Annotated in this window: 23 protein-coding genes and 1 riboswitch; of the genes, 19 read left to right on the top strand and 4 right to left on the bottom strand. The window is 72.7% G+C overall.

Annotated elements, in window-relative coordinates; all coding sequences use genetic code 11:
- Nucleotides 1-6: 6 nt before the first annotated feature.
- Nucleotides 7-195, bottom strand: a complete 189-nt coding sequence (locus tag G7Z13_RS14730; RefSeq protein ID WP_165999528.1) for an Rv0909 family putative TA system antitoxin — start codon at nt 193-195, stop codon at nt 7-9.
- Nucleotides 196-281: 86 nt separating this feature from the next.
- On the opposite strand from G7Z13_RS14730, the gene G7Z13_RS14725 reads away from it, so the two are divergent.
- Complete coding sequence (locus tag G7Z13_RS14725) at nt 282-1,001, top strand: HNH endonuclease family protein (protein WP_165999526.1); 720 nt, start codon at nt 282-284, stop codon at nt 999-1,001.
- A 77-nt stretch (nt 1,002-1,078) separates the two neighbouring features.
- Complete coding sequence (locus G7Z13_RS14720; protein WP_206313075.1) at nt 1,079-1,822, top strand: N-acetyltransferase; 744 nt, start codon at nt 1,079-1,081, stop codon at nt 1,820-1,822.
- 45 nt (nt 1,823-1,867) lie between these two features.
- Here G7Z13_RS14720 and G7Z13_RS14715 read toward each other — a convergent pair whose 3' ends face one another.
- A complete protein-coding gene (locus G7Z13_RS14715; protein WP_165999522.1) occupies nt 1,868-2,614 on the bottom strand; it encodes a hypothetical protein in 747 nt (248 codons plus the stop codon).
- A 76-nt stretch (nt 2,615-2,690) separates the two neighbouring features.
- Entirely contained in the window at nt 2,691-3,401 is a 711-nt protein-coding gene (locus tag G7Z13_RS14710) for a hypothetical protein (RefSeq protein ID WP_165999520.1), read from the bottom strand.
- Between the two features lie 153 nt (nt 3,402-3,554).
- On the opposite strand from G7Z13_RS14710, the gene G7Z13_RS14705 reads away from it, so the two are divergent.
- The 17 genes from G7Z13_RS14705 to G7Z13_RS14625 all read left to right on the top strand — a co-directional run bounded on the left by G7Z13_RS14705 (nt 3,555) and on the right by G7Z13_RS14625 (nt 23,038).
- Nucleotides 3,555-5,690, top strand: a complete 2,136-nt coding sequence (locus G7Z13_RS14705) for an N-6 DNA methylase (protein WP_165999518.1) — start codon at nt 3,555-3,557, stop codon at nt 5,688-5,690.
- 159 nt (nt 5,691-5,849) lie between these two features.
- Nucleotides 5,850-6,536, top strand: coding sequence for a hypothetical protein (locus tag G7Z13_RS14700; protein ID WP_165999515.1), 687 nt, complete (start codon nt 5,850-5,852; stop codon nt 6,534-6,536).
- Nucleotides 6,537-6,574: 38 nt separating this feature from the next.
- Entirely contained in the window at nt 6,575-8,065 is a 1,491-nt protein-coding gene (locus G7Z13_RS14695; protein ID WP_277347439.1) for a serine/threonine-protein kinase, read from the top strand.
- A 360-nt stretch (nt 8,066-8,425) separates the two neighbouring features.
- The gene (locus G7Z13_RS14690) at nt 8,426-9,070 is read left to right on the top strand and encodes a SurA N-terminal domain-containing protein (RefSeq protein ID WP_165999511.1); all 645 of its coding nucleotides are present in this window, start codon (nt 8,426-8,428) and stop codon (nt 9,068-9,070) included.
- Between the two features lie 145 nt (nt 9,071-9,215).
- The gene (locus tag G7Z13_RS14685; protein WP_165999509.1) at nt 9,216-10,217 is read left to right on the top strand and encodes a nucleoside triphosphate pyrophosphohydrolase; all 1,002 of its coding nucleotides are present in this window, start codon (nt 9,216-9,218) and stop codon (nt 10,215-10,217) included.
- Nucleotides 10,218-10,253: 36 nt separating this feature from the next.
- Entirely contained in the window at nt 10,254-11,495 is a 1,242-nt protein-coding gene (locus G7Z13_RS14680) for a helix-turn-helix transcriptional regulator (protein ID WP_165999507.1), read from the top strand.
- A gap of 270 nt (nt 11,496-11,765) precedes the next feature.
- Nucleotides 11,766-12,179: a DUF6415 family natural product biosynthesis protein gene (locus G7Z13_RS33345; protein WP_206313074.1), complete on the top strand. Its 414-nt coding sequence runs from the start codon at nt 11,766-11,768 to the stop codon at nt 12,177-12,179.
- Nucleotides 12,176-12,373 carry a hypothetical protein gene (locus G7Z13_RS14670; RefSeq protein ID WP_165994887.1) on the top strand — a complete coding sequence of 66 codons (198 nt, stop codon included), beginning with the start codon at nt 12,176-12,178 and terminating at the stop codon, nt 12,371-12,373. The genes G7Z13_RS33345 and G7Z13_RS14670 overlap by 4 nt, the downstream gene beginning before the upstream one ends.
- A 33-nt stretch (nt 12,374-12,406) precedes the next feature.
- On the top strand, nt 12,407-13,702 hold the full coding sequence (locus G7Z13_RS14665; RefSeq protein WP_165999504.1) for a cytochrome P450: 1,296 nt from the start codon (nt 12,407-12,409) through the stop codon (nt 13,700-13,702).
- 200 nt (nt 13,703-13,902) lie between these two features.
- Nucleotides 13,903-14,961 carry a transglycosylase family protein gene (locus G7Z13_RS14660; RefSeq protein WP_165999502.1) on the top strand — a complete coding sequence of 353 codons (1,059 nt, stop codon included), beginning with the start codon at nt 13,903-13,905 and terminating at the stop codon, nt 14,959-14,961.
- Nucleotides 14,962-15,143: 182 nt separating this feature from the next.
- Nucleotides 15,144-15,322: riboswitch (cyclic di-AMP (ydaO/yuaA leader) on the top strand.
- Nucleotides 15,323-15,326: 4 nt separating this feature from the next.
- Nucleotides 15,327-16,013 (top strand): transglycosylase family protein, encoded by a 687-nt coding sequence (locus G7Z13_RS14655; protein WP_165999500.1) that lies wholly within the window; start codon nt 15,327-15,329, stop codon nt 16,011-16,013.
- A gap of 290 nt (nt 16,014-16,303) precedes the next feature.
- Entirely contained in the window at nt 16,304-17,584 is a 1,281-nt protein-coding gene (eno, locus tag G7Z13_RS14650; RefSeq protein ID WP_165999498.1) for a phosphopyruvate hydratase, read from the top strand.
- A 113-nt stretch (nt 17,585-17,697) separates the two neighbouring features.
- Nucleotides 17,698-18,183, top strand: a complete 486-nt coding sequence (locus G7Z13_RS14645; protein WP_165999496.1) for a septum formation initiator family protein — start codon at nt 17,698-17,700, stop codon at nt 18,181-18,183.
- Between the two features lie 20 nt (nt 18,184-18,203).
- Nucleotides 18,204-18,737, top strand: a complete 534-nt coding sequence (locus G7Z13_RS14640; RefSeq protein WP_165999494.1) for a DUF501 domain-containing protein — start codon at nt 18,204-18,206, stop codon at nt 18,735-18,737.
- Nucleotides 18,734-19,675: a Ppx/GppA phosphatase family protein gene (locus G7Z13_RS14635; protein ID WP_165999492.1), complete on the top strand. Its 942-nt coding sequence runs from the start codon at nt 18,734-18,736 to the stop codon at nt 19,673-19,675. The genes G7Z13_RS14640 and G7Z13_RS14635 overlap by 4 nt, the downstream gene beginning before the upstream one ends.
- Before the next feature lie 446 nt (nt 19,676-20,121).
- On the top strand, nt 20,122-21,513 hold the full coding sequence (locus G7Z13_RS14630) for an NAD(P)/FAD-dependent oxidoreductase (RefSeq protein WP_165999490.1): 1,392 nt from the start codon (nt 20,122-20,124) through the stop codon (nt 21,511-21,513).
- A gap of 223 nt (nt 21,514-21,736) precedes the next feature.
- On the top strand, nt 21,737-23,038 hold the full coding sequence (locus G7Z13_RS14625; protein WP_165999488.1) for a class I SAM-dependent methyltransferase: 1,302 nt from the start codon (nt 21,737-21,739) through the stop codon (nt 23,036-23,038).
- An 86-nt stretch (nt 23,039-23,124) separates the two neighbouring features.
- On the opposite strand, the gene G7Z13_RS14620 is transcribed toward G7Z13_RS14625, so the two are convergent.
- Nucleotides 23,125-25,653, bottom strand: a complete 2,529-nt coding sequence (locus G7Z13_RS14620) for an ABC transporter permease (protein WP_165999485.1) — start codon at nt 25,651-25,653, stop codon at nt 23,125-23,127.
- Nucleotides 25,654-25,659: the final 6 nt, after the last annotated feature.

Genomic DNA, 25,659 nt, shown 5'->3' with positions numbered 1-25,659 from the left:
GCGGCCCTACTGCTGCTGGTCGGGCCGGTCGCCGCGGTCCATGCCGAACTGGCCTTCGATCCTCTGCTGGCCCTGGTCGACCTGGTCCTCGTACTTCTTGCCCGTCCTCTCGTTGATCTTCTGTTCCATCGCGTCGGAGGCCTTCTTGGCCTTGCCCTGCGACCCGTGGCTCTTGAACCTGTCGAAGATGCCCATTCAGAGCTCCTTCCGAGGATGACTCAAAACCGACGATACGCCCGAGATGTCCGGGGTGCCGAGTTGTGTAAGGGGAGGAAGGCGATATGAGGCCTGACAGGGGCGGGGCGGCGGTCCTCGCCGCGGGAGTGCTGCTGAGCGTCGTGACCGGCTGCACCGGGTCGTCGACGGGAGCGGGCGGACCGCGGGAGACGGCCGGCGGGGGAGCGGCCCTGGCGGCCGTGGAGTCGCTGCCCGTCAAGGGCCGGGCGCCGCGGACCGGCTACGACCGGGACCGCTTCGGCAGCCCCTGGGCCGACACCGACTCCAACCGCTGCGACACCCGCGACGACATCCTGCGCCGCGACCTGACCGGCGTCCGGCTCGGCGCGGACCGCTGCGAGGTCGCCTCCGGCACCCTCGACCCCGACCCCTACACCGGCCGGGAGGTCACCTACGTGCGCGGCCGCAGCCGGGTCGACATCGACCACGTCGTGGCCCTCTCCGACGCCTGGCAGAAGGGCGCCGGCCAGTGGGACCCGAGCAAGCGCGTCGCCTTCGCCAACGACCCGCTCAACCTCCTCGCCGTCGACGCCGGCACCAACCGCGCCAAGGGCGACGGCGACACCGCGACCTGGCTGCCGCCGAACAGGGCGTACCGGTGCCCGTACGTCGCCGCGCAGGTGGCGGTGAAGAAGAAGTACGGGCTGTGGGTGACCGCCGCCGAGAAGGCCGCGATGCGGCGGGTGCTCTCCCGCTGTCCGGAGCAGCGGCTGCCCTCGGGCGGCACCCCCACGAGGGCGCCCGAGCGGTTCCACGCCGACTGACCCGCGCACCGCCGGTCCGGCCCACGAGCGGGAGAACCGTTTCACCGGGGTCGTGTGCCCGCCTTACGGTGACCGCCATGGACTGGAAGGTGTCGACCCTCGCCGAGCGTCCCGGCATGGTGGAGCGGGTCGTCGGGATGGCGGACAGCTGGCCGGAGTTCGTGACGCGCGACCCGGTGGGCTGGGCCCACTTCCCGCGCATCGCCACCGAACTGCCGCAGTACGTGCTGTTCGCCGAGGACGAGCGTGGCGAGGTCGTCGCGAACGCCTGCAGCGTGCCGTTCGCCCTCGCCGCCGAGGGCCGCGGCGAACTGCCCGATCGCGGCTGGGACGAGGTCCTGCTGTGGGCCTTCACGGACCTGCGCCGCGGCGTGCGGCCGGACACGGTGAGCGCGATCTCCGTCTCGGTCGCCCCGCACGCCCAGGGCCTCGGCCTGTCCGCGGTGATGCTCGCGGCGATGCGCGACAACGCCCGCGCCCTCGGCTTCCGCGAGGTCGTCGCCCCGGTCCGCCCGAGCGCCAAGCACCTGGAACCGCGCACCCCGATGGCGGAGTACGCCCGCCGGGTGCGCCCCGACGGGCTTCCGCACGACCCCTGGCTGCGGGTGCACGTGCGGGCCGGTGGCACCGTCCACGCGGTGGCACCGGCCTCGATGACCGTCTCCGGCTCGCTGGAGCAGTGGCGCGACTGGACCGGCCTGCCCTTCGACACCGCGGGCGACATCGAGGTGCCCGGCGCGCTGGTTCCGGTGCGGTGCGAGCCGGAGCGCGGGTACGCGGTGTACGTCGAGCCCAACGTGTGGCTGCGGCACGCGCTCTGACGTGAGCGGGAGCGGTCGGCGGACGACGCGCCGGGTCGGGGGCGGTCAGCCGGCGAGCTCGTCCAGGTCGAGGATCTCGCCGCCCGGCTTCTTCGCCGGGACCGGCTTGCCGTAGTCGCTGAAGCTGAGCGAGTCCCGCGCACCGGCGCTCTTGGTGTCCAGGCGCAGCAGATACGGCTCGCCCTCGGTGGCGACGTACAGCGTGTACCGCTCCTTGCCGTCCTTCTCGTGCAGGACGATCGCCGGGGTGCCGTCGACGGTCGTGGTCCTGCCGCGCGTCGCGTCCGACTTCACGTCGTCGGCGTCGCCGAGCAGCTGGTCCAGGTCGCAGAACTCCGCCATGGCCTCGGCGTCGGAGCCCGTCGCGGCCATCTTGGTCCACTTGCCGGCCATCATGTCCACGACCGCGTCGGTCTCCGCCGCGGGCTCGCCCTCGGACTGGGCGCGCAGGAACGCCTCGTCGTAGCGCATGTAGAGGGTGTCGCCGGTCCGGATGAGGTCGGCCTTGCCCTCGCCCGTGCCGAAGGTGCCGGCGCACTCGCCCTCGGTGTTGACGGCCACGTCGAAGCGGATCGTGCCGCCGCTCTCCTCGTCGGGCACCTCGCCCGCCATCCGCAGCGACGAGGCGCCGGTCGTGGCCTTGACGGCCCGGTCCGCGATCTCGCCGCCGGTCAGCCCGGCGAACGGTCCCTTCGGCTTGTCGTCCGCCGTGTCTAGGCCCGGCAGGCAGCCGGTGAGGCCGACCGCGGTGGCGGCGGCGAGGCAGAGGGCGGCGAGTGTCGTACGACGCATGACAGGTCCTTGGTGAGGTGGTGTGGGCGGGCTGGGCGGCCGGCGGGGGAGGCCGGCCGCCCGGTGAGCCGCCGGGTCAGGAGGTCTTCTTCCAGTCCTGGCAGCCGGAGGTCTTGAAGTAGGCGTCCGAGGCGCTGATGGTGACGACGGCCGTGCCGGACACGTTGTTGTTCGCGATGATCGAGTCGAGGGAGTGCTCGGCGTCCTTCGCGCGCTCCCAGTAGCACAGGTCGTCCTTGTTGCCGGTGGACTTGTAGGTGCCCGGGGCGATGTCGGCGCCGACCTTGAACATGCCGCCGTTGCCGGCCATCTCGGTGGCGGGGGAGCCGTCCCCGGCGCCGGGGTCGACGGCCTCCCAGTCGTTGCAGTCGCTGGTCCTGAAGATCTTGTCGCCGGCCGGGATGGTGACGTAGCTCGTGCCGCTGACGTTGTCGTTGGCCAGCAGGGAGTCCATCTCGCCCGAGGCGTCCTTGGCGCGCTCCCAGTAGCACATCTCGTCGGTGTTGCCGGTGGTGCGGTACGTGCCGGGCTTGATGTCCGGGCCGACCTGGAAGTCGCCGTCCCCCTCGAAGGCGGTCTTCTTCCCGGCGGCCGCCTCGGAACCGGAGTCCTTCCCGGCACCGCCGCCACCGCCGCCGTCGTTGGTGCCGGAGTCGCGGTTCGCGGAGGCCGAAGAGCCCTTGTCGCCGCCGGACGCCTTGCCGTCGCCGCCCCCGGTCGCCGACACGGCGCCGATGACCACGAACCCCACGACGGCGCCCAGTGCGACCTTGGCCTTCATGCCCATGACAGTTTCCTCCCCGACGCGCGCCGGCCGCCTCCGTCCGGCGGCCGTTCGTTCGCGAGGTCAATGAGACCATGCCCTGTGAACCGAGTCAACACGGTCCACGCGACGGGACATGTACACGAGCGTGAACCCAGGGATCTTGTGCACGTCGGTATGCTCGATGCACATAAGGAACAGGCGAGGGGAGCGGGCGGGGTGCAGGACAACGCGACAGAGGTGACCGCCGCCGGGATCGCCCGGCTCGCCGGCGTCGGCCGGGCCGCCGTCAGCAACTGGCGCCGCCGCCACGCCGACTTCCCGAAGCCGGTCGGCGGCACCGAGACCAGCCCCTCCTTCGCCCTCGCCGAGGTCGAGGCGTGGCTGCGCCGCCAGGGCAAACTCGCCGAGGTCCCGCTGCGCGAACGGGTCTGGCAGCAGCTCGCCGGACACCCCGAGGGGCCGGTCACCGCCCTCACCCACACCGGCTGCGCCCTGCTGCTCATCCACGACCGGCCCACCGTCTGGCTGGAGCTGAGCGCCGGCTCCGACGAACGGCTCGCGGAACTGCTGCCCGTGGCGCTGGAACAGGTGATGGCCCCGCGCTTCGGTGCCACCGCACCCCACGCGGCGCGCCCCGGCGGCAGCGGCGAGGCGGCCCCCCTTCCGTCCTCCGGGCCCGTCCCGTCCTCCGGGCCCCTCCCGCCTTCCGTGTCCTTCCTGCCCTCCGTGCCCCTCCTGCGCGGCGCCGCCGAGCTGGCCGCCGAGCTGGGCGCCCGGCAGGCCTTCGAGTTCCTGCTCGGCCGGCACCTCGACGCCAACCCGCGCCAGTACACGCTCACGCCCGCCGAACTGTCCCGCCTCATGGCCGACCTCGCCGGCCCCGCCCGCACCGTCCTCGACCCCGCCTGCGGCACCGGCGCCCTGCTGCGCGCCGCCGCCGACCGGCCCGACCGGGAGCTGTACGCGCAGGACAGCGCCGCCGAACTCGCCGCGCTCACCGCGTTCCGGCTCGCCCTGCACACCTCGTCCACCGTCCGCGCGGCCGGCGGCGACACCCTGCGCGCCGACGCCTACCCGGAGCTGCGCGCCGACGTCGTCCTGTGCCACCCGCCGTTCAACGAGCGCAACTGGGGCCACGACGAGCTGGCGTACGACCCGCGCTGGGAGTACGGCTTCCCGGCCCGCACCGAGTCCGAGCTGGCCTGGGTGCAGCACGCGCTGGCCCGGCTGCGCGACGGCGGCACGGCCGTGCTGCTCATGCCGCCCGCCGCCGCCTCCCGCCGCTCCGGCCGCCGCATCCGCGCGGACCTGCTGCGCCGCGGCGCGCTGCGCGCCGTCGTCGCGCTGCCGGTCGGCGCCGCACCGCCGTACAACATCCCCCTGCACCTGTGGGTGCTGCGCCGGCCCGCCACGACGCCCGCGCAGCCCGAGGTACTGCTCGCGGACGCCGGGCAGTTCGCCACCGAGGGGCGCGGCGGGCCCGACTGGCACGCCGTGCGGGACGCCGTCCTCGACGCCTGGCGGTCCTTCGACCGCGCGGGCACCCTCCAGGAGCGGCCGGGCCTCGCCCGGTCCGTGCCGGTCATCGAACTCCTCGACGACGACGTGGACTTCTCCCCGGCCCGCCACCTCCCGCCGCCCACGGCGGCCGACGGCGCCGAACAGCTCACGGAGGTGCGCACCCGCCTCGGCGAGACCCTGCGGCTGACCACCGACCTCACCCCGCCCCCGGTCCGGCCGGCGCAGCCCGCGCGGTGGCCGCTCACCACGGTCGGCGAACTCGCCCGCGGGGGCGCCCTGGTGCTGCGTACCGGCGGACACGGCGGCCACGCGCGCGTGCCCGTCCTCACCGACCACGACGTCCTCGCCGGCACGGCACCCTCCGGGAGCCTGCCCGAGAGCGAGGAGGAGGCGGTGCTGACCCGGCCCGGCGACGTCGTCGTGCCGGTGCTCGGCGGCGGCGCGGTGGCGCGCGTGATCGACGACGCGACCGCCGGCGCCGCCCTGGGGCGCAACCTCGTGCTGCTGCGCCCCGATCCGGCCGCCCTCGACCCCTGGTTCCTCGCCGGCTTCCTGCGCGGCACCGCCAACAACCGCCAGGCCAGCAGCTACGCCTCCACCGCCACCCGGCTCGACGTGCGCCGCCTGCACCTGCCCCGGCTGCCGCTGGAGGACCAACGGCGCTACGGCGCGCGCTTCCGCGCCCTCGACGAGTTCGAGCGGGCGCTGCGCCACGCGAGCCGGCTCGGGGAACAGCTCGTGCGCGGCATGTACGACGGTCTGACGGACGGCACGGTCACCCCGGACTGACGGGGCGTACGACCCGCGCGGCCCGCACGGCCGGGAGCGCGGCCGGGTGACCGGTCGTGAGAAGTGATCAGCATGACAACGGTTCGGTACAACCCGGGACCGGTTGTCGGAGTCGGCCTATACGCTCGACGAGACAATCGCGCGACTTCAGGAGCAGTCATGCATGGCCACGGCTACGTGCAGCCGGTGAAACAGCCGCCACCGACGGCGTGGCTGGTCGTTCTGCGGGTGCTCTTCGTGGCGATCTCCATCCTCAGTCTCGGCTTCCTGACCTGGTCGATGCTGCTGCGCCTGGCGATCGTCACGCGGAAGTCGCTGGACTGGGGGCTGTTCGTGGCCGTGCTGGCCGTGGACGTCCTCGCCGTGGTGCTGCTCGGCACCGAACCCGGCGAGGAGATCCACACCGCGGGCGGCTGGACCGGCCTCGCGCTGCTGCTCGGCACGCTGGTGATCGTGATCGCGTACTACCTGGCCGCGGACATCCGCCACTTCCACCAGCTCCGCTACGGCCCGTACGCCCCGCGCCCGGAGCAGGCGTACGGCTATCCGCGTCCCGCCGCCCCGTACACCGCCGTCCCCGGCCCCGCCACCACCGGCACCACCGTCCCGCAGACGCCGCCGGTGTCCCCGCTGCCCCAGCCCCGGCTCCATCCGCAGCCCCCGTCCTCGCTCCCGCACACCCCGCCGCCGTCCCCGGCCCCCGTCTCCGGTGTGCCGGTGCCCCCGGCGCACACCCCGCCGCCGCAGCGCCCCGCGCCCGCCCGGATCGACCAGGTGCGCGCCGAACTCGACGAGCTGAGCGAGCTGCTGCGCCGGCAGGACGGCGAGCACGAGGGCGGACGGTGACCGTGACGGCAGGACGCGTCGTCGCCGACCGGTACGAACTGGCCACGCTCCTCGGGCAGGGCGGCATGGGCCAGGTCTGGACGGCCTACGACCGGCGGCTGGACCGGCGCGTGGCGGTGAAGCTGCTGCGCCCGGACAAGGTGGCCGGGCAGGAGGCCGACGAGCTGCGCCGCCGCTTCGTGCGCGAGTGCCGGGTGACCGCGCAGGTCGACCACCCGGGCCTGGTGACCGTGCACGACGCGGGCAGCGAGGGCGAGGAGCTGTTCCTCGTCATGCAGTACGTCGACGGCGCCGACCTCTCCGACCACCTCGCCGAGCACGACCCGTACCCGTGGCAGTGGGCGGTGGCGGTCGCCGCGCAGCTGTGCGCCGTCCTGAGCGCCGTGCACGCCGTGCCGATCGTGCACCGCGACCTCAAGCCGCGCAACGTGATGGTCAAGCAGGACGGCACGGTCACCGTCCTCGACCTCGGCGTCGCCTCCGTCATGGACAGCGACACCACCCGCCTGACGCACACCGGCTCCCCGATCGGCTCGCCCGCCTACATGGCGCCGGAGCAGGCGATGGGCGGCGCGGTCGGCCCGTACACCGACCTGTACGCGCTCGGCGTGCTGCTGCACGAACTGCTCAGTGGAGAGGTGCCGTTCGCGGGCTCGACGGCGCTCGGCGTGCTGCACCGCCATCTCTACGAGCCGCCGCTGCCCGTGCGCCGGATCCGCCCGGAGGTGCCCGAGGCCCTGGAGTCCCTGGTCCTGCGGCTGCTCGCCAAGGACCCGCAGCACCGGCCCGCCTCCGCGCAGGAGGTGTACGAGGAGCTGGCGCTGCTGCTGCCCGCGCGCGGGATGCCCACCGGTGCCCCCCTCGACCCCACGCGCCCGTTCGTGCGCCCGCACGCCCCCTGGCCGGACCGCCCGCGGACGCCCGCGCCCCAGCCCGCCCCCGTCACCCCGGCCGTCGAGAAGGCCGGGAAGCCGGACGTGGCCCGCGCGGTGGACGAGGTCAAGCGGCTGCTCGGCGAGGGCCGCATCACCCAGGCCGTGGACATCCTCGGCGCGATCCTGCCCGCCGCCGCCGAACAGCACGGCGAGCACTCCCCGGTCGTGCGCACCCTGCGCAAGCAGTACGCGGCGACCCTCATGGACGACGGGCAGTACCGGCGCGCGCTGCCCGAACTGCGCCGCCTCGCCGACGAACGCGCCGCCGAGGCCGGCCACGCCGACCCCCAGTCGCTGCGCTTCCGCCACGACGCCGCGCAGTGCCTGGAGCAGCTCGGCGAACCGGCGGCGGCGCTCGCCGAGTACCGGGCGCTGCTGCCGTACTACGAGAACCAGTACGTCTCCGGCAACCCGGAGCAGGCCCACGACGTGCGCCGCCGCATCGGCCACCTCCTGCTCGCCCTCGGCGACCGGGCCGCCGCCCACGACACCCTGGTCCGCCTGCTGCACGACGTGGAACGCCTCGGCGGGCCCGGCCACCCGCTCGCGGCGGAGGTGCGCCGCACCCTCCAGTGGCTGGGGCAGGTGCGCTAGGGGGTGTCTCGCCGATCATGCCAGGCTCCCGGCGTCTGGTGCCGCGCCTCGCCGCGTTGTCGTCGGTCGCCGACTCCCCCCCCGCTCGGCTGCGCTCGCGCGGGGGCACCCCCATCGCGTCGACTCCCTTCTCCGCCAAGCGATGCGCGGCACCAGACGCCGCTCGCTGATCCGGCCTGATCGACGAGACACCCCCTAGCCGGCGGGACACCCCCCAGGCGCCGTCGGCGGCGCGGCGCGGCGGTGCCGGAAGTGGCGGTGAATCGTTGGTCGAATGGGTTGGCCAGAGCCCGTCCCCTGCCTACCATCGATCATCGCAAGACTTTGTGCACCGACGCACAATCTCCTCGGGAGGTCTCCTTGCACCGCCGCCGTCGCACCGCGCTCCTGCTGTCCGCCGCGATCGCCGCGGCACCCCTCCTCACCGCCTGCGGAAACGATGCGCGTCCGGGCGCGGCGGCCGTCGTCGGGGACGAGCGGATCACCGTCGCGCAGCTGGAGAACCGCGTCGACGAGGTGCGCGCGGCCCAGCGCTCCGCGGTGGCCGACGAGGCGCAGTACGCGCAGGCCATCGCCAAGACCGGCCGCCTCACCCGCGACACCCTGCACGGCATGGTGCTGGACCGGGTGCTGCACCGGGCCGCGCGGGACGCGGGCGTCACCGTGTCCCGCAAGGAGGTCCAGGAGATGCGGTCCGGCCTGGAACAGCAGGTCGGCGGGGCGAAGGCGCTGGAGACGGCCTGGCTGCAGCAGTACAGCGTGGCGCCGGTGCGCCTGGACGAGAACCTGCGCCTCCAGCTGGAGGCGCAGAAGCTCGCCGCGAAGCTGGGCACCGACACCAGCCGGCCCGCCTTCTGGAAGGCCCTGTCCGACACGTCGCAGAAGCTCGGCGTCGACCTCAACCCGCGGTACGGCAGCTGGGACGTGGAGAAGAGCGGCCGCGTCGACGCGAAGACGCCGTGGGTGCGGGACGTCACGACGGCGGGGCAGCAGCAGCCGGCCTGACCGGGCGGCGGGTAGGCGCTCCGGGGTGGCGGGAAGGCGCTCCGGGCAGGCGGCGGAGTGGTGTGACCGAACGCCGGTGTGATGATCGCACCGGGGCTGTGGACAACCTCTGAAGTCCGTCGGCGGTGTGGGTTACGTTCGGATCGTGAACGCAACCAGCCTCGAAGGCGCCCCGGACCCCACCGCCCCCGGCCGCGTCGTCCTGCTCACCACCAGCCACCGCGTCGCCCCCGGCCTGCTGTCCTGGCCCGCGTGGCAGGCGCTGCGCGCCGCCGACCGCGTGCTGTGCGCGGACGGGGCACACCCGCAGCTGCCGTATCTCCGCGAGGCCGGCATAGCGGTCGACGAGGCCGCTCCGAACGCCGAGGAACTGGTCGACGCCTGCGCCGGGGGCCGCACGGTGGTCGTCGTCGCCACCGGCGAGGGCGAGCCCGCACTGACCGACGGCCTGGCCCGGCTCGCCGGATCCGGCAGGGTCAGGATGCCCGAGCTGGAGCTGCTGCCCGCCTCCTACGACCTGCCCGGCGCCCGCCTCCTCGACCTCGTGCAGGTCATGGACCGCCTCCGCGCGGAGTGCCCCTGGACCTCCCAGAAGACCCACAAGGGCCTCGCCAAGTACGCCATCGAGGAGGCGTACGAGCTGGTCGAGGCGATCGAGGACGGCGACCGCGAGGAGCTGCGCGAGGAGCTGGGCGACGTCCTGCTCCAGGTCGTCTTCCACTCCCGGATCGCCGAGGAGGACCCGGACGCGCCGTTCTCCATCGACGACGTCGCCGGGGGCATCGTCGCCAAGCTGATCCACCGCCACCCGCACGTGTTCGGCGACGAGACCGCCACCACCCCCGAGGAGGTCAAGGAACACTGGCTGCGCACCAAGGCCGAGGAGAAGCGGCGCACGTCGGTGACCGAGGGCGTCCCCCTGCACCAGCCGGGCCTCGCCCTGGCCGCGAAGCTGGCCGGCCGGGTCCGCACGGCGGGCCTGGAGGTCCCCCTCCCGCCGGCCGAGGGCATCGGCTACGAACTCCTCGCCCTCGCGGCCCGCGCCGAATCCGAGGGCACCGACCCGGAGGCGGCCCTGCGGGCGGCTGCGCGGGCGTACCGGGACGCGATCGTCGCCTATGAGAGGGCAGTCAAGAAGGAGGGGTAGGTACCGGGGAAAGGCGTACCGAGAACGGAGCACGGCATGCCCCACTCCGCCGACAAGAGGCCCACACACCCGGGTGACCGGCTCAAGGAACTCCGGCTCACCAGGGGCCTCACCCAAGAAGGCCTCGCGGAACGCGCCCAGCTGAGCCCGGGAGTCGTGAAGAAGCTCGAACGGGGCGGCACCGCCCGCCTGGAGACGTACCACGCCCTGGCCCGCACCCTCGGTGTCCGCACCTCCGCGCTGTTCGAACCGGGCGGACCGCACGCCACCACGCGCGGCGACGACGACAACATCGACCTGATGCCGCTCCGCCAGGCGCTCGCGCCACCGGTCACGCTGGGCGGGCGCCTGACCGACGCGATCGCCGAGCCCGACCTCGACCGGCTCCGGTCCACCGCCGCCGAGGTCGGCACGGCCTACCACCGCGACGACTACGGCTACGTCGCCGACTTCCTGCCCTCCCTCGTCCACGCCGCCCACGCCGCCGCCGACCACTTCGACCACGGCCCCGAACACACCGAGGCACTGCGGATCCGCTCCGACGTGCTCCAGATGGCCGGCCGCTATCTCACCCAGGTCCGCGCGTACGACCTCGCCCACATCGCGCTGCGCGACGCCATCGAGGACGCCGCACGGATCAAGGACATGGGGGGCGTCGCCGCGGCCGTGTACCAGCAGGGCTGGCTGCTGATGCGGCAGGGCCGCCTGGACGAGGCCGAGCAGGTCAGCATCGCCACGGCGGACGCCGTCGAGCCCCGGATCTCACGGGCCACCCGTCAGGCGCTCGGCGCCTGGGGAAAGCTGCTGGTGCACGGCAGCGCGGCCGCCGCCCGCAACAACCGGCCCCGGGAAGCCCGCGACATCCTCCGGCTGGGCCGTACGGCGGGGGCCGCGCTCGGCGGCGCGCAGGCCGTCGCGGTGTCCTCGTGGGGGCGGTTCGACTGGCGGACGGTCGCCTTCCAGGGCATCGAGAACCAGCTGGTGGCGGAGAAACCCGACCGGGTGCTGCGCCTGTCGGAGCGGATGCCCCAGCCGGCCGACGCGAAGGGACGGCAGTTCATGCGCCGTCATCTGCTGGACGTGGCGCAGGCCCACGTGATGCTGCGGCAGACGGACGCGGCGACGGACATCCTGGGCTCGCTGATGGACGAGACACCGCAGTGGCTGCGGCACCAGCGGATGGCCGCCGACACGTTCCACGAAGTACTGCGCAGGAGCAAGCGGCGCAGTCTGACCTCGAAGCAGCGGGAACTCGCGGCGTTCTTCGGCACCCGGTAACAGGGGCACGTTCCGTGTCCGCCCCGGTGAGCCGTCGCCGTAACGGACACGCGGCGTGCCTGTCCGCTCACCACCCCTCGCCTTACGCTCGGTGACGCAACGATCACCGAAACGCGGAGGTGAGAGGCGTGCCACCCAGCGACACGACCGCCCCCTTGGACATCCCCGCCCTGCGCGCCGCCGCGCGGACCCTGCTCGCGGACGACGCCCGACTCCCCTCAACCGAGGACGAGTTGGAGACGCTGACGCTCCAGCTGCGGGGGGCACCTCATGCTGTCCCTGCCCGTGGTCGAGGCGCTGGCCGACGCGCTGCCGGAGGACGACCCGCCGCGCGCCTGCGCGAACGTCGCCGTCATGAGGGCCCGTACGCGCATGAGCCTCGCGCCGGGCCGTACGCTGCCCGCGCGACTCGCGTACGCCCAGCGGCTGGCCCGGTCCGTCAGCACGCTGTGCGACCACTACGAGAACCTGAGCGGCGGGCACCCGGTCGTGCTGTACCCGCAGCCGGTCGCGCTGCTCGGGCTGTGGAACCACTGCCTCGGCTGCGAGACCTGCATGGCGACGGACGAGCACGGTGTGAACGCCAACCTGTGCTGCCCGGCCGCCGACGCGCTGTACGAGGACTACCGGCGAGCGCCACGGCACGTGGACCTCACGGCCGTGGGCGGGGGCGGGCGGCCGTGACGGCACAGGAGCGGCCGATCGACCTCGGCCCGCCCCTCGACCCGCCGGCCGCGCGGCCGGACTGCGCGGTGTGCCAGGCGCTCGCCCGGCAGCGCGCGGAGGCGGCGGCGCGGGGCGACCACTCGCGGGTCACCGACTGCGACGTGGAGATCCGCAACCACCACGCCCCGGTACGCCGCCCGGCCTCGGGATGAGGACGGCGGCCGCCTGCGGATACCGTCGACGACGTGACCGACCAGCCCCACCCCCCGCAGTCCCGCCCCCGGCAGCCCCAGTCCGCCGCCCCGGCCCTGTTCACCTGGGAGTTCGCCACCGACCCGTACCCCGCCTACGCCTGGCTGCGCGAGCACGCCCCGGTGCACCGGACGCGGCTGCCCAGCGGGGTGGAGGCCTGGCTGGTCACCCGGTACGCCGACGCCAGGCAGGCGCTGGCCGACCAGCGGCTGTCGAAGAACCCGGAGCACCACGCCGAACCGGCGCACGCCAAGGGCAAGACGGGCATTCCGGGTGAGCGCAAGGCGGAGCTGATGACGCATCTGCTCAACATCGACCCGCCGGACCACACCCGGCTGCGCCGCCTGGTGTCGAAGGCGTTCACGCCCCGGCGCGTCGCGGAGTTCGCGCCGCGCGTGCAGGAGCTGACCGACCGCCTCATCGACGGGTTCGCCCGCACCGGGTCCGCCGACCTCATCCACGAGTTCGCCTTCCCGCTGCCCATCTACGCCATCTGCGACATGCTGGGCGTACCGCGCGAGGACCAGGACGACTTCCGGGACTGGGCGGGCATGATGATCCGGCACGGCGGAGGGCCGCGCGGCGGGGTGGCGCGCTCGGTGAAGAAGATGCGCGGCTATCTCGCCGACCTCATCCACCGCAAGCGCGAGGCCCTGCCCGCCGAGCCCGCGCCCGGCGAGGACCTGATCTCGGGTCTCATCCGCGCCTCCGACCACGGCGAGCACCTGACCGAGAACGAGGCGGCGGCGATGGCGTTCATCCTGCTGTTCGCCGGTTTCGAGACCACCGTCAACCTCATCGGCAACGGCACCTACGCCCTGCTGACCCACCCGGAACAGCGCGAGCGCCTCCAGCGCTCCCTGGCGGCCGGGGAGCGCGCTCTGCTGGAGACCGGAGTGGAGGAACTCCTGCGCTACGACGGCCCGGTGGAGCTGGCCACCTGGCGCTTCGCCACCCGGCCGCTCACCATCGGCGGTCAGGACATCGCCCCCGGCGACCCGGTCCTCGTCGTGCTCGCCGCCGCCGACCGCGACCCCGCCCGGTTCGCCGACCCCGACACCCTGGACCTCGCCCGCCGCGACAACCAGCACCTCGGATACGGGCACGGCATCCACTACTGCCTGGGCGCCCCGCTCGCCCGCCTGGAGGGCCAGACCGCGCTCGCCACCCTCCTCACCCGCCTGCCGGACCTGCGGCTCGCCGCGGACCCCGCGGACCTGCGCTGGCGCGGCGGGCTCATCATGCGCGGACTGCGCACGCTGCCCGTGGAGTTCACGCCGCAGCGGTGAGGCGCGCCCGGCCCTGCGCGCGCAGTCGCCCTGTGCCGCCGCAAAGGTGACACGCACTCACCTCTGTGATCTTCACGTTATCTGCGCGGCATGAACTTGTGACAAGTGATCGTCTGCCGATACGTTCACCCATCAGTGTGACGGCGGTGATCACAGCATCTCCGCCGCGCCGTCACCGTTGTCTCGCGAAAGGTCTCCGCATGCTCTCCGGGAACGGTCGTCACCGTCGCCCCCGCCAGGCTCCGGCCCTCATCGTCGCGGCCGGAGTGACCGGTTCCGCCATCGCCATCCCGCTCCTCGGCGCGAGCGGCGCGAGCGCCGCCAGCGGGGTCACGTGGGACAGGGTCGCGGAGTGCGAGAGCGGTGGCTCCTGGAGCGCGGACAACGGCAACGGCTACTACGGCGGCCTCCAGATCTCCCAGGAGAACTGGGTGAAGTACGGCGGCCTGGACTACGCCGAGAGCCCCGACGTGGCCAGCCGTTCGCAGCAGATCGCCGTGGCCGAGAGAATCCTGGCCGCCGAGGGCGTGGCGGCCTGGCCCACCTGCGGTGTGCTCGCCGGCCTCGACGGCGACTCCGCCGCTCCGGGCGTCGACACCGGCCTGGCGGCCGACGCCGCGTCGGGCGTGTCGGCCACGCCGGACGCCGACGGCTCCTCGGCGAGCCCCGAGTCCGGCTTGTCCGACTCGTCGCGATCCTCGGAAACCTCCGGTTCCTCCGGTTCCTCCGGCTCCTCGGGTCCGGGCGAATCCTCCGCATCGCGCGGGACTTCCGGCGGCTCCGGTTCCTCCGGGGCTGCGGAAGATGCCGAATCGTCCGGTTCTGCCGCGACTTCGCCGTCTCCGAGCGCCTCCGGCCCCGCGTCCTCGGGCAACGGCGACTCCTCCGCGGCCTCCACCAAGCGGGACGACTCGGACAACTCCGGCCACAATGACCCGTCTTCGGGAGCCGCCGACACCGGCTCCACCGGCACCGGGCGCCACCGCGGCGACAGCGCCGAGGAGGAGGCCGCCGACAGCCGTACGACCGAGCCCTCCGGCCGGCACGCCTCGCGCGACTCCGCCGCCGCCCGCGACGCGGCCGACGGCACCTACACGGTCCGCGCCGGCGACAGTCTGTGGGGCATCGCGGACTCCCTTGAGCTGGACGGTGGATGGTCCGCGCTGTACGCCGAGAACAAGGCGACCGTGGGCACCGACCCCGACCTCATCCTCCCCGGTCAGACGCTGGAGGTAGGGGTTGAACCGGGAGAAAAGTAGCGGGACTTCAGCACACGGTTCGCGGTGAATGTCCGTTATAAACACGGTGAGAGATAGGTCTCAGAAGCCCTGATCGTCTTTGAAAATCCGCCGATCGCCTGGCTACGGTCGAAGCCGCTCGTCACCGCGAGCCCCGGCTGCCGCAACGCCGAATCCTGCCAGCGGCCGCCCGGGAACAGTCGTCGCTTCAAGCGCCGTAGGCAGGAGCGGGGGACCCAAGGTAAGTGCCGGTCCCGGCCGTTGAGGAGACTCGACACCGGTACCGGCTCGGGGTGAAGCCGCGGCTCGCAAGAGCCGCGGCCGGGCAACTCAACCGGCCCGAACCCGACAGCTCACCTCGCAGGCGTCGGTGAGGGGATCGATCCATGCTGTTTTCCGGCAAGGGCAAGCACCGTCGTCCGTTCAAGGCCACCCGCGCCATCGCGCTCGCCGGTGTCACCGGCGCCGCCGTCGCCGCTCCGCTGATGGCGGCCGGCAACGCCTCCGCCGCCACCGCCGCCGAGTGGGACGCCGTTGCCCAGTGCGAGTCCGGTGGCAACTGGTCCATCAACACCGGCAACGGCTACTACGGCGGTCTGCAGTTCTCCGCCTCGACCTGGGCCGCGTACGGTGGCACGCAGTACGCCGCCACCGCCGACCAGGCCACCAAGGAGCAGCAGATCGCCATCGCCGAGAAGGTCCTCGCGGGCCAGGGCAAGGGCGCGTGGCCGCACTGCGGTGTCAACCTCTCCAGCGCTCCGTACAACGGCGACTCCGCCGAGGGCACCGGCTCCGCCCCCGCCCGGGAGACCGAGGAGCAGCCGGCCTCCCGCTCCGCCGAGCGCCCGGCCGCCGAGCCGGCCCCGAAGGCCGAGAAGACCGTCACCACCCCGACCGGCAAGAAGGTCGAGAAGGGTGACGGCGAGTACAAGGTGGTCAAGGGCGACACCCTCAGCACCATTGCCGCGGAGCACGACGTCAAGGGCGGCTGGCAGAAGCTGTTCGAGCTGAACAAGGACATCGTCGACGACGCCGACGTCATCTACCCGGGCCAGCAGCTGCACCTCAAGTAAGAAGACAAGAGGCAGGCGGCAGCCCCGCAGTCTCCCCGCCCCGGTGCGTCTCCCCCGTACGCACCGGGGCGGGGGCATGTCCGGGCGCGCAAGCCGGCCGCGTGCCGTGACCGCGACCGTGGCCGTGAATTTTCCGGAACGGTCTTTGTTCCGTTCGGAAACAATTTACTCTCGGTTCCGTCCACGGGGTGGGCGGTCGGCTGGCCGATCCCCCGGAGCCGGTTAGGCTCGTCTCGCAGAGCCACACCCGCGGTTCTGCCCACCGCGTCACATCCACGAAGGAGATGCTCGTGCCGTCCATCGACGTCGTCGTAGCCCGGGAAATCCTGGACTCCCGAGGCAACCCCACGGTCGAGGTCGAGGTCGGCCTCGACGACGGCAGCACCGGTCGTGCCGCCGTCCCGTCCGGCGCCTCCACGGGCGCCTTCGAGGCCATCGAGCTGCGCGACGGCGACTCGAACCGCTACCTCGGCAAGGGTGTCGAGAAGGCCGTGCTCGCCGTGATCGAGCAGATCGGCCCGGAGCTGGTCGGTTACGACGCCACCGAGCAGCGCCTGATCGACCAGGCCATGTTCGACCTGGACGCCACCGACAACAAGGGCTCGCTCGGCGCCAACGCCATCCTCGGCGTCTCGCTCGCCGTCGCGCACGCCGCCTCCGAGGCCAGCGACCTGCCGCTCTTCCGCTACCTGGGCGGCCCCAACGCGCACCTGCTCCCGGTGCCGATGATGAACATCCTGAACGGCGGCTCGCACGCCGACTCCAACGTGGACATCCAGGAGTTCATGATCGCCCCGATCGGCGCGGAGTCCTTCTCCGAGGCCCTGCGCTGGGGCGCCGAGGTCTACCACACCCTCAAGAAGGTGCTGAAGAACCGCGGCCTGTCCACCGGCCTCGGCGACGAGGGCGGCTTCGCCCCGAACCTCGGCTCCAACCGCGAGGCCCTCGACCTCATCCTCGAGGCGATCAAGGAGGCCGGCTACACCCCCGGCGAGCAGATCGCCCTCGCCCTCGACGTGGCCGCGTCCGAGTTCTACAAGGACGGCGTGTACGTCTTCGAGGGCAAGAACCGCTCCGCCGCCGAGATGACCGAGTACTACGCCGAGCTGGTCGAGGCGTACCCGCTGGTCTCCATCGAGGACCCGCTGTTCGAGGACGACTGGGAGGGCTGGAAGACCATCACCGCCCAGCTCGGTGACAAGGTCCAGCTCGTCGGCGACGACCTGTTCGTCACCAACCCCGAGCGCCTGGCCAAGGGCATCGAGGAGGGCGCCGCGAACGCCCTGCTGGTGAAGGTGAACCAGATCGGCTCGCTCACCGAGACCCTGGACGCCGTCGAGCTGGCCCAGCGCAACGGCTACAAGTGCATGATGTCCCACCGCTCCGGCGAGACCGAGGACGTCACCATCGCCGACCTCGCCGTCGCCACCAACTGCGGCCAGATCAAGACCGGCGCCCCGGCCCGCTCCGAGCGCGTCGCCAAGTACAACCAGCTGCTGCGCATCGAGGAGATCCTCGACGACGCCGCGGTGTACGCCGGCCGCAGCGCCTTCCCGCGCTTCAAGGGCTGAGCACCGCGGCCGTGCAGGGCTGACGCCCGCGCAGGAAAGCGTCGTACGTACGTCCCCGTACTCGGTCCCGTACCGTGTGCGGGGACGTACGCGCGTGAACGGGAGGCGGGACGATGGCCGTGAGGGACCGGGACCGGTTCTCCACCGCGACCAGGATCAGACTGCTCGGCGAGCAGACCGCCGCCCGTGTCTACCGCTCGCAGACCAAGCGGCAGGCCCGCCGCTCCCGGCTGACCGGCCGGGCCGCGCTGCTCGCGCTGGTGGTCTGCTCGCTGGTCGTGGCGCTCGCCTACCCGATAAGGCAGTACGTCGCCCAGCGCGCCGAGATCGCCGATCTGGAACGGGAGCAGCGGCAGGCGCGCGAGCGCGTCGAACGGCTGCGCGACCAGAAGGCGCGCTGGCAGGACGACGCGTACGCCGAGCAGCAGATCCGCAAGCGGCTGCACTATGTGATGCCCGGCGAGACCGGGTACGTGGTGATCGACCCGGACGCGGCCGAGCAGTCCCGCGCCGACACGGGCGGGGCCGACCGCCCCTGGTACTCGAACGTCTGGGACGGCGTCGACAAGGCCGACGCCGCCGACGCCCCGGACCGTTGAACGGACACAGAAAGACAGGCATGGACACGCCCCCGCCGCCCACCCCGCGCACCGAGCCCACCGACGCGGACGTCGAGGCCTTCCAGCAGCAGCTCGGCCGACCGCCGCGCGGGCTGCGCGCGATCGCCCACCGCTGCCCGTGCGGGCAGCCGGACGTCGTGGAGACGGCCCCGCGGCTGCCCGACGGCACGCCCTTCCCGACGCTGTACTACCTGACGTGCCCGAAGGCCAACTCGGCCATCGGCACGCTGGAGGCGAACGGCGTGATGAAGGAGATGACGGCCCGGCTGGAGAGCGACCCCGAGCTGGCCGCCGCGTACCGCGCCGCTCACGAGGACTACATCCGGCGCCGCGACGAGATCGAGGAGCTGAAGGGCTTCCCGAGCGCCGGCGGCATGCCGGACCGGGTCAAGTGCCTGCACGTGCTGGTCGCCCACTCGCTGGCCGCCGGCCCCGGCGTGAACCCGCTGGGCGACGAGGCCCTGGCCATGCTGCCGGAGTGGTGGCGCAAGGGCTCCTGCGTGACCCTCGCCGGTGAGGAGGGCGGACAGTGACCCGGGTCGCCGCCGTCGACTGCGGTACGAACTCCATCCGCCTCCTGGTCGCCGACTGCGACCCGGCCACGGGTGAACTGGCGGAACTGGACCGCCGGATGACGATCGTGCGGCTCGGCCAGGGCGTCGACCGCACCGGGCGGCTGGCCCCCGAGGCGCTGGAGCGCACCTTCGCGGCCTGCCGCGAGTACGCGGCCGTCATCGCGGAGTACGGCGCCGAGCGGCTGCGGTTCGTGGCCACCTCCGCCTCGCGCGACGCCGAGAACCGCGACGAGTTCGTGCGCGGGGTCGTGGACATCCTCGGCGTCGAGCCCGAGGTCATCAGCGGCGACCAGGAGGCCGAGTTCTCCTTCACCGGCGCCACCAAGGAGCTGGCCGGCCACGACCACCTGGAGCGGCCCTTCCTGGTGGTGGACATCGGCGGCGGCTCCACGGAGTTCGTCGTCGGCGAGGAGCACGTGCGCGCCGCCCGCTCGGTGGACGTCGGCTGTGTCCGGATGACCGAGCGGCACCTGGTGGTGGACGGCGCGGTCACCGATCCGCCCACCGAGAAGCAGATCGCGGCCATGCGCGCCGACATCGAGGCCGCGCTCGACCTGGCCGAGCGGACCGTGCCGCTGCGCGAGGCGCGCACGCTGGTGGGTCTGGCCGGTTCGGTGACGACGGTCTCCGCGATCGCCCAGGAGCTGCCGGAGTACGACTCGGCGGCCATCCACCACTCCCGGATCTCCCGTGACCGGGTCCGCGAGATCACCGACTGGCTGCTGCGCTCCACCCACGCCGAGCGCGCCGCCGTGCCGTCCATGCACCCCGGCCGGGTCGACGTCATCGCCGCGGGCGCCCTCGTCCTCCTGGCGATCATGGAGCGCGTCGGCGCGGAGGAAGTCGTGGTGAGCGAACACGACATCCTCGACGGCATCGCGTGGTCGGTGGCGTAGCTCTCTTTTGCTACTCGCCGGTAGCCGGCGGTTGAGCAGCCTGGATACCGTATGAGCGACACGCGGGGGGCCCTTCCATGGCCCCTCGTTGACATGCCGTCGGGAAAGTTCGTGAAGTTCTTCACAAGGAAATCGGCCCTACCGGGGCACGGATAGGGGCCGGTTGGCCCTTCTGGGGGTTACCGGGGCTGTTGAACATGTTCAGAAGAGGGCTCCGCCGACCCTGCGGATCTCGCGTCGAAGAACGTGTTTCGACGGCCTCACGCACCCGCACGTCGCCCAGAGAGGCAGCTCAAGCGCCATTGACAACGGAGTTGGGACGCTCACGGTTCCCGCACTTAGACATGATCTAAGTCACGCGAGCCGGGGAGTGTAGCACAGGGCCTGTCAAAGCTTGTGAAGGGGCGCACGAACCACCCCCTCCAACCGGGTGGATACTCGATGGCATGAGCACCACGGAGCGTCCCAGGATCCTCGTAGTAGGCGGTGGGTACGTAGGCCTGTACGCAGCTCGGCGCATCCTCAAGAAGATGCGCTACGGCGAGGCGACCGTCACGGTCGTCGACCCCCGGTCGTACATGACCTACCAGCCCTTCCTCCCCGAAACCGCCGCCGGCAGCATCTCCCCGCGGCACGTCGTCGTCCCGCTGCGACGCGTGCTGCCCAAGGCGGAGGTCCTCACCGGCCGGGTCACCACCATCGACCAGGACCGCAAGGTCGCCACGATCGCCCCGCTGACCGGCGAGGCGTACGAGCTGCCCTTCGACTACCTGGTGATCGCGCTCGGCGCCGTCTCCCGCACCTTCCCGATCCCCGGCCTCGCCGAGCAGGGCATCGGCATGAAGGGCATCGAGGAGGCCATCGGCCTGCGCAACCACGTGCTGGAGCAGCTGGACAAGGCCGACTCCACCACCGACGAGGAGATCCGCCGCAAGGCACTCACCTTCGTCTTCATCGGCGGTGGCTTCGCCGGCGCCGAGACCATCGGCGAGGTCGAGGACATGGCCCGCGACGCGGCCAAGTACTACAAGAACGTGTCCCGCGAGGACATGCGCTTCATCCTCGTCGACGCCGCCGACAAGATCCTCCCCGAGGTCGGCCCCAAGCTCGGCCAGTACGGCAAGGAGCACCTGGAGAGCCGCGGCGTCGAGGTCTACCTCTCCACGTCGATGGACTCCTGCGTCGACGGCCACGTGGTGCTGAAGAACGGCCTGGAGGTCGACGCCAACACCATCGTGTGGACCGCCGGCGTCAAGCCGAACCCGGCCCTGGCCCGCTTCGGCCTGCCGCTCGGCCCCCGCGGCCACGTCGACTGCGAGCCCACCCTCCAGGTCAAGGGCACCGACTACATCTGGGCCGCGGGCGACAACGCCCAGGTCCCGGACCTCGTCGGCCGCAAGGCGGGCAACGAGAACGCCTGGTGCCCGCCGAACGCCCAGCACGCGCTGCGCCAGGCCAAGGTCCTCGGCGACAACGTGGTCTCCGGCATGCGGGGCTTCCCGCAGAAGGAGTACAGCCACGCCAACAAGGGCGCGGTCGCGGGCCTCGGCCTGCACAAGGGCGTCGCGATGATCGTCATGGGCAAGATGAAGATCAAGCTCAAGGGACGTCTCGCCTGGTACATGCACCGCGGCTACCACGGCCTGGCCATGCCGACCTGGAACCGCAAGATCCGCGTCTTCGCGGACTGGACCCTCGGCATGTTCCTCAAGCGCGAGGTCGTCTCCCTCGGCGCCCTGGAGTCCCCGCGCGAGGAGTTCTACGAGGCCGCCAAGCCGGCCCCGGCCCCCGCCGCCACCGCCGCGCCGAAGACCGAGGAGCGGGCCAAGGCCTCCTGACCCCCGGTCACCTCAGCGACACCCCGAAGGGGCCGCCTGCCATCCGTGGTGCGGGCGGCCCCTCCGGTGTTCCCCGGCCACCCGGCCCGCCACCTGACCCGCCACCCGCCCCGCCCCACAGGGTTTTGCCCAGCCGTAACGCGCGTGGGGGACTGCGCTGCGCGGCCGCAGGTGTTTACGTGGTGTCGGACTTTCCGGGATCGCTGTCACGGAGGTGGGCACCATGGCGGACGCCGCGCCGCGGCTGAGGGAGCTGTTCGAGCAGGTGCTGGGAGTGCCGCTCCCGGTCGGGATCCGGGCCTGGGACGGCTCGCAGGCCGGGCCGCCGGGCGCTCCGGTGCTGGTCGTGCGCCACCGGCGCGCGCTGCGCAGGCTGTTGTGGAAGCCGGGCGAGCTGGGGCTGGCGCGGGCCTGGGTCGCGGGCGACCTCGACGTCGAGGGCGATCTGTACGCGGCGCTCGACCTGATGGCCGGGCTCCTCTGGGAGCGGGACGAGGACGCCCGCACCCTCGCGGAGGCCTTGCGTGATCCCGGGGTCCGGGCCGCCGTACGGGGCCTGGTGCGGATGGCGGGGCCCGCGCTGCCGCCCGCACCGCCGAAGGAGGAGGTCCGCCGGCGGCGCCATCTGCACACCCGGCGCACCGACAGACGGGCCATCAGCCACCACTACGACGTGGGCAACGACTTCTACGAGCTGGTGCTCGGCCCGTCCATGGTCTACTCGTGCGCCTACTGGCAGGCCCCCGAGGACCAGGGCGGCACCCTGGAGGACGCCCAGCGCGACAAGCTCGAACTCGTCTGCCGCAAGCTCGCCCTGCGCCCCGGCCGGCGACTGCTCGACGTGGGCTGCGGCTGGGGCTCGATGGCCATCCACGCCGCCCGCGAGCACGGGGTGAGCGTCGTCGGCATCACGCTCTCGCAGGAGCAGGCGGCCTACGCCCGCAAGCGGGTCGCCGACGAGGGGCTGACCGACCGGGTCGAGATCCGCGTCCAGGACTACCGCGACGTCACCGACGGCCCCTACGACGCCGTCTCCTCCATCGGCATGGCCGAACACGTCGGGTCGGAGCGGTACCTGGAGTACGCCCGGACCCTGCACCGCCTGCTGGCGCCGGGCGGGCGGCTGCTCAACCACCAGATCGCGCGCCGCCCGCAGCGCGACGAATCCGCGTACGACGTCGACGCGTTCATCGACGCCTACGTCTTCCCCGACGGCGAGCTGGCCCCCCTCGGCACCACCGTCTCCCAGCTGGAGCGCGCCGGGTTCGAGGTGCGCGACGTGGAGTCGATCCGCGAGCACTACGCGCTCACCCTGCGCCGCTGGGTCGCCAACCTGGAGGCCGGCTGGGAGCGGGCCGTGGGGCTGGCCGGCTTCGGCCGGGCCCGGGTCTGGCTGCTGTACATGGCCGCCTCCGCCCTGTCCTTCGAGCACAACCGCATCGGCGTCAACCAGGTCCTCGCCGTGCGCACGCCCGAGTCCGGGGGGTCCGGGATGCCGCTGCGGTCCCGCACCTGGAACGTCTGAGAACGCCTGAGAGCGTCTGAGCACCCGAGGGCCCCGCTCCCGATCGCGGGAGCGGGGCCTTCGTGGCTCGTGCGGTACCGCCGCCGCTACTCCGACTTGATCGCCGTCAGCATGTTCAGCCGGGCCGCGCGGCGCGCCGGCCACAGCGCCGCCAGGACGCCGACCGTGGCCGCCAGCAGCAGGAACACGCCCATCCGGGCCCACGGCAGGACCAGTTCGTACGTCGCCAGGCTGTCCGCCATCAGCTCCCCGGCCGCCCAGCCGAAGAACACGCCGAGGCCGATGCCGAGGACGCCGCCGAACAGCGAGATGACCAGGGACTCCAGACGGACCATCCGCTTGATGCCGGTGCGGTCCAGGCCGATCGCGCGGAGCATGCCGATCTCCTGGGAGCGCTCGAAGACCGACATCGCCAGCGTGTTGATGACACCGAGGACGGCCACGATCACCGCCATGGCCAGCAGGCCGTAGAGCATGTTCAGCATCATCGTGAACATCTGTGCGATCTCGTCGGAGATGTCCTGCTTGTCCTGCACCCTGACGGCCGGGTTGGAGCCGAGGGTCTTCTCCAGCCGGTCCTTGGTCGCGGCCGAGGCGCCGTCGGCGGTCCGCACCAGGACCTGCATGTCCGCCGGGTCGCTCTGGTGCGCGGTGAGGACGGGCAGGTCGAGCATGATGCCGCGCATCATCTCGTTCGGCTGGTAGACGCCCGCGACGGTCAGCCGCTCCTTCGCGCCGTCCTCGAAGGACGCGGTGAACACCGACCCGGCCTTCCAGCCGTGCGACTTGGCGGTGTCCTCGTCCACGACCACCCGGTCGCCGCCGACCTGGAACCTGCCGTCCTCGACCGGCAGCGCGGTCAGCTCGCCGATCGTGTCACCGGTGACACCGGTGAGGTACTCGGTGTCGCCGTCGATGCGCGCCGGCGCGTTGCGCATCGGGCTGGTCGCGGTGACGCCCTCGGTCCCGCGCAGCCTCTCCTCGACGTCCGGGGAGAGCGGGGTGCCGTTCGCCATGGAGACGACGTAGTCCGCGCGGATCGAGTCCGAGGCCATCTTGTCGATCGCGTTCTGCAGACTGCCCGCCATCACCGTCATCCCGGTGATCAGGGTCAGGCCGATCATCAGCGCGGAGGCGGTGGCGGCCGTACGGCGCGGGTTGCGCACCGAGTTCTGCCGGGCCAGCTTCCCCGCCACCCCGAAGATCCGCAGCACCGGCGACGCGGCCGCGATCAGCGGCCGGGACAGCAGCGGCGTCAGCACGAACACCCCGATGATCAGCAGGCAGGCGCCCAGGCCCATCGGCGCCTGGCCGTCCGAGCCGCCCATGGAGGTCGCCGCGACGACGACCGCGACACCGGCCCCGGCGAACAGCGCGCCGATCGTGTTCCGCAGCACCAGCGACTTCACCGTCGCCTGGGCGTGCACACTGCTCATCGCGGCCACCGGCGGGATCTTCGCCGCGCGGCGCCCCGGCAGCCAGGCGGCCAGCATGGTGACGAGGACACCGACCGCGAGCGCGGCGGCGACCGTACCGGGCGTGACCACCAGCGGGCCGTCCGGCACCGTCTCGCCGAGCGAGCCCAGCAGCGAGCGCAGGCCCGCGCCGACCCCGATGCCCGCGGCCAGTCCGGTCACCGCGGCGACCACGCCCACCACGAACGCCTCGATCAGCACCGAGCGGGTGACCTGGCGGCGGGAGGCGCCGACCGCGCGCAGCAGCGCCAGCTCCTTGGTGCGCTGGGCGACCAGCATCGTGAAGGTGTTGGCGATGATGAAGGTGCCGACGAACAGCGCGATCCCGGCGAACACCAGCAGGCCCTGCTTCAGCCCGCTCATCGACGAGGCGATCGCCTCCGCCTGCTCCTCGGCCAGCCGCTGCCCGGTGGTGGTCTCCACGAGATCCGCGGGCAGCGCCTTGTCCAGCTGCGCCTTGAGCGCGCCCTGGCTGACGCCCGGCTTCGCCTTGACGGCGATCTGGTCGTACGTGCCCGTCTTGCCGAACAGCCGCTGCGCGGTCGCCGTGTCGAACAGGGCGAGGCTGCCGCCGGCGGCGACGTTGCCGTCGTCGGTGGTGAAGACGCCGGCGATCCTCGGCGTCAGGACCGGGCCGTCCACCGACAGGCGCAGGGTGTCGCCGACCCGGTAGCCGGTGCGCTCGGCGGTCTTCGCGTCGATGACGACCTCGCCGCGGCCCTTGGGGGCGTGGCCCTCGACGAGCGGGTAGCGCGGGTCGTCGGCGCCCCAGTAGTTGCCGCCCTGCGACTGGAAGCCGGTGCCGACCAGCTTGCCGTCCTTGTCGGCGAGGGCGGTGAAGCCGGTGACGACGCCGATGGCCGACTCGGCGCCCGGCACCCGTGCGCTCTTGTCGAGCATGGCCCCGGTCAGCTCGGGGGTCTTGCCGAGGGTGTCGCCGCGGTCCTCCTGGTACTCGGGGTCCACGGCGACGTCGACCTGGTCGAACCCCTTAGCGGAGCTCTTCTGGTAGGCGTCGGAGATGGTGTTGGTGAAGACCAGGGTCCCCGACACGAAGGCCACGCCGAGCATCACGGCGAGCACGGTCATCAGGAGCCGGGCCTTGTGCGCGAGCACATTGCGCAAGGCGGTTCGGAACATCGCTTC

Origin of the sequence: Streptomyces sp. JB150 (assembly GCF_011193355.1) — a bacterium.
GTDB lineage: Bacteria > Actinomycetota > Actinomycetes > Streptomycetales > Streptomycetaceae > Streptomyces.
The sequence above is the reverse complement of the archived record's forward strand: the minus strand, read 5'-3'. Positions and strand labels throughout refer to the sequence as shown.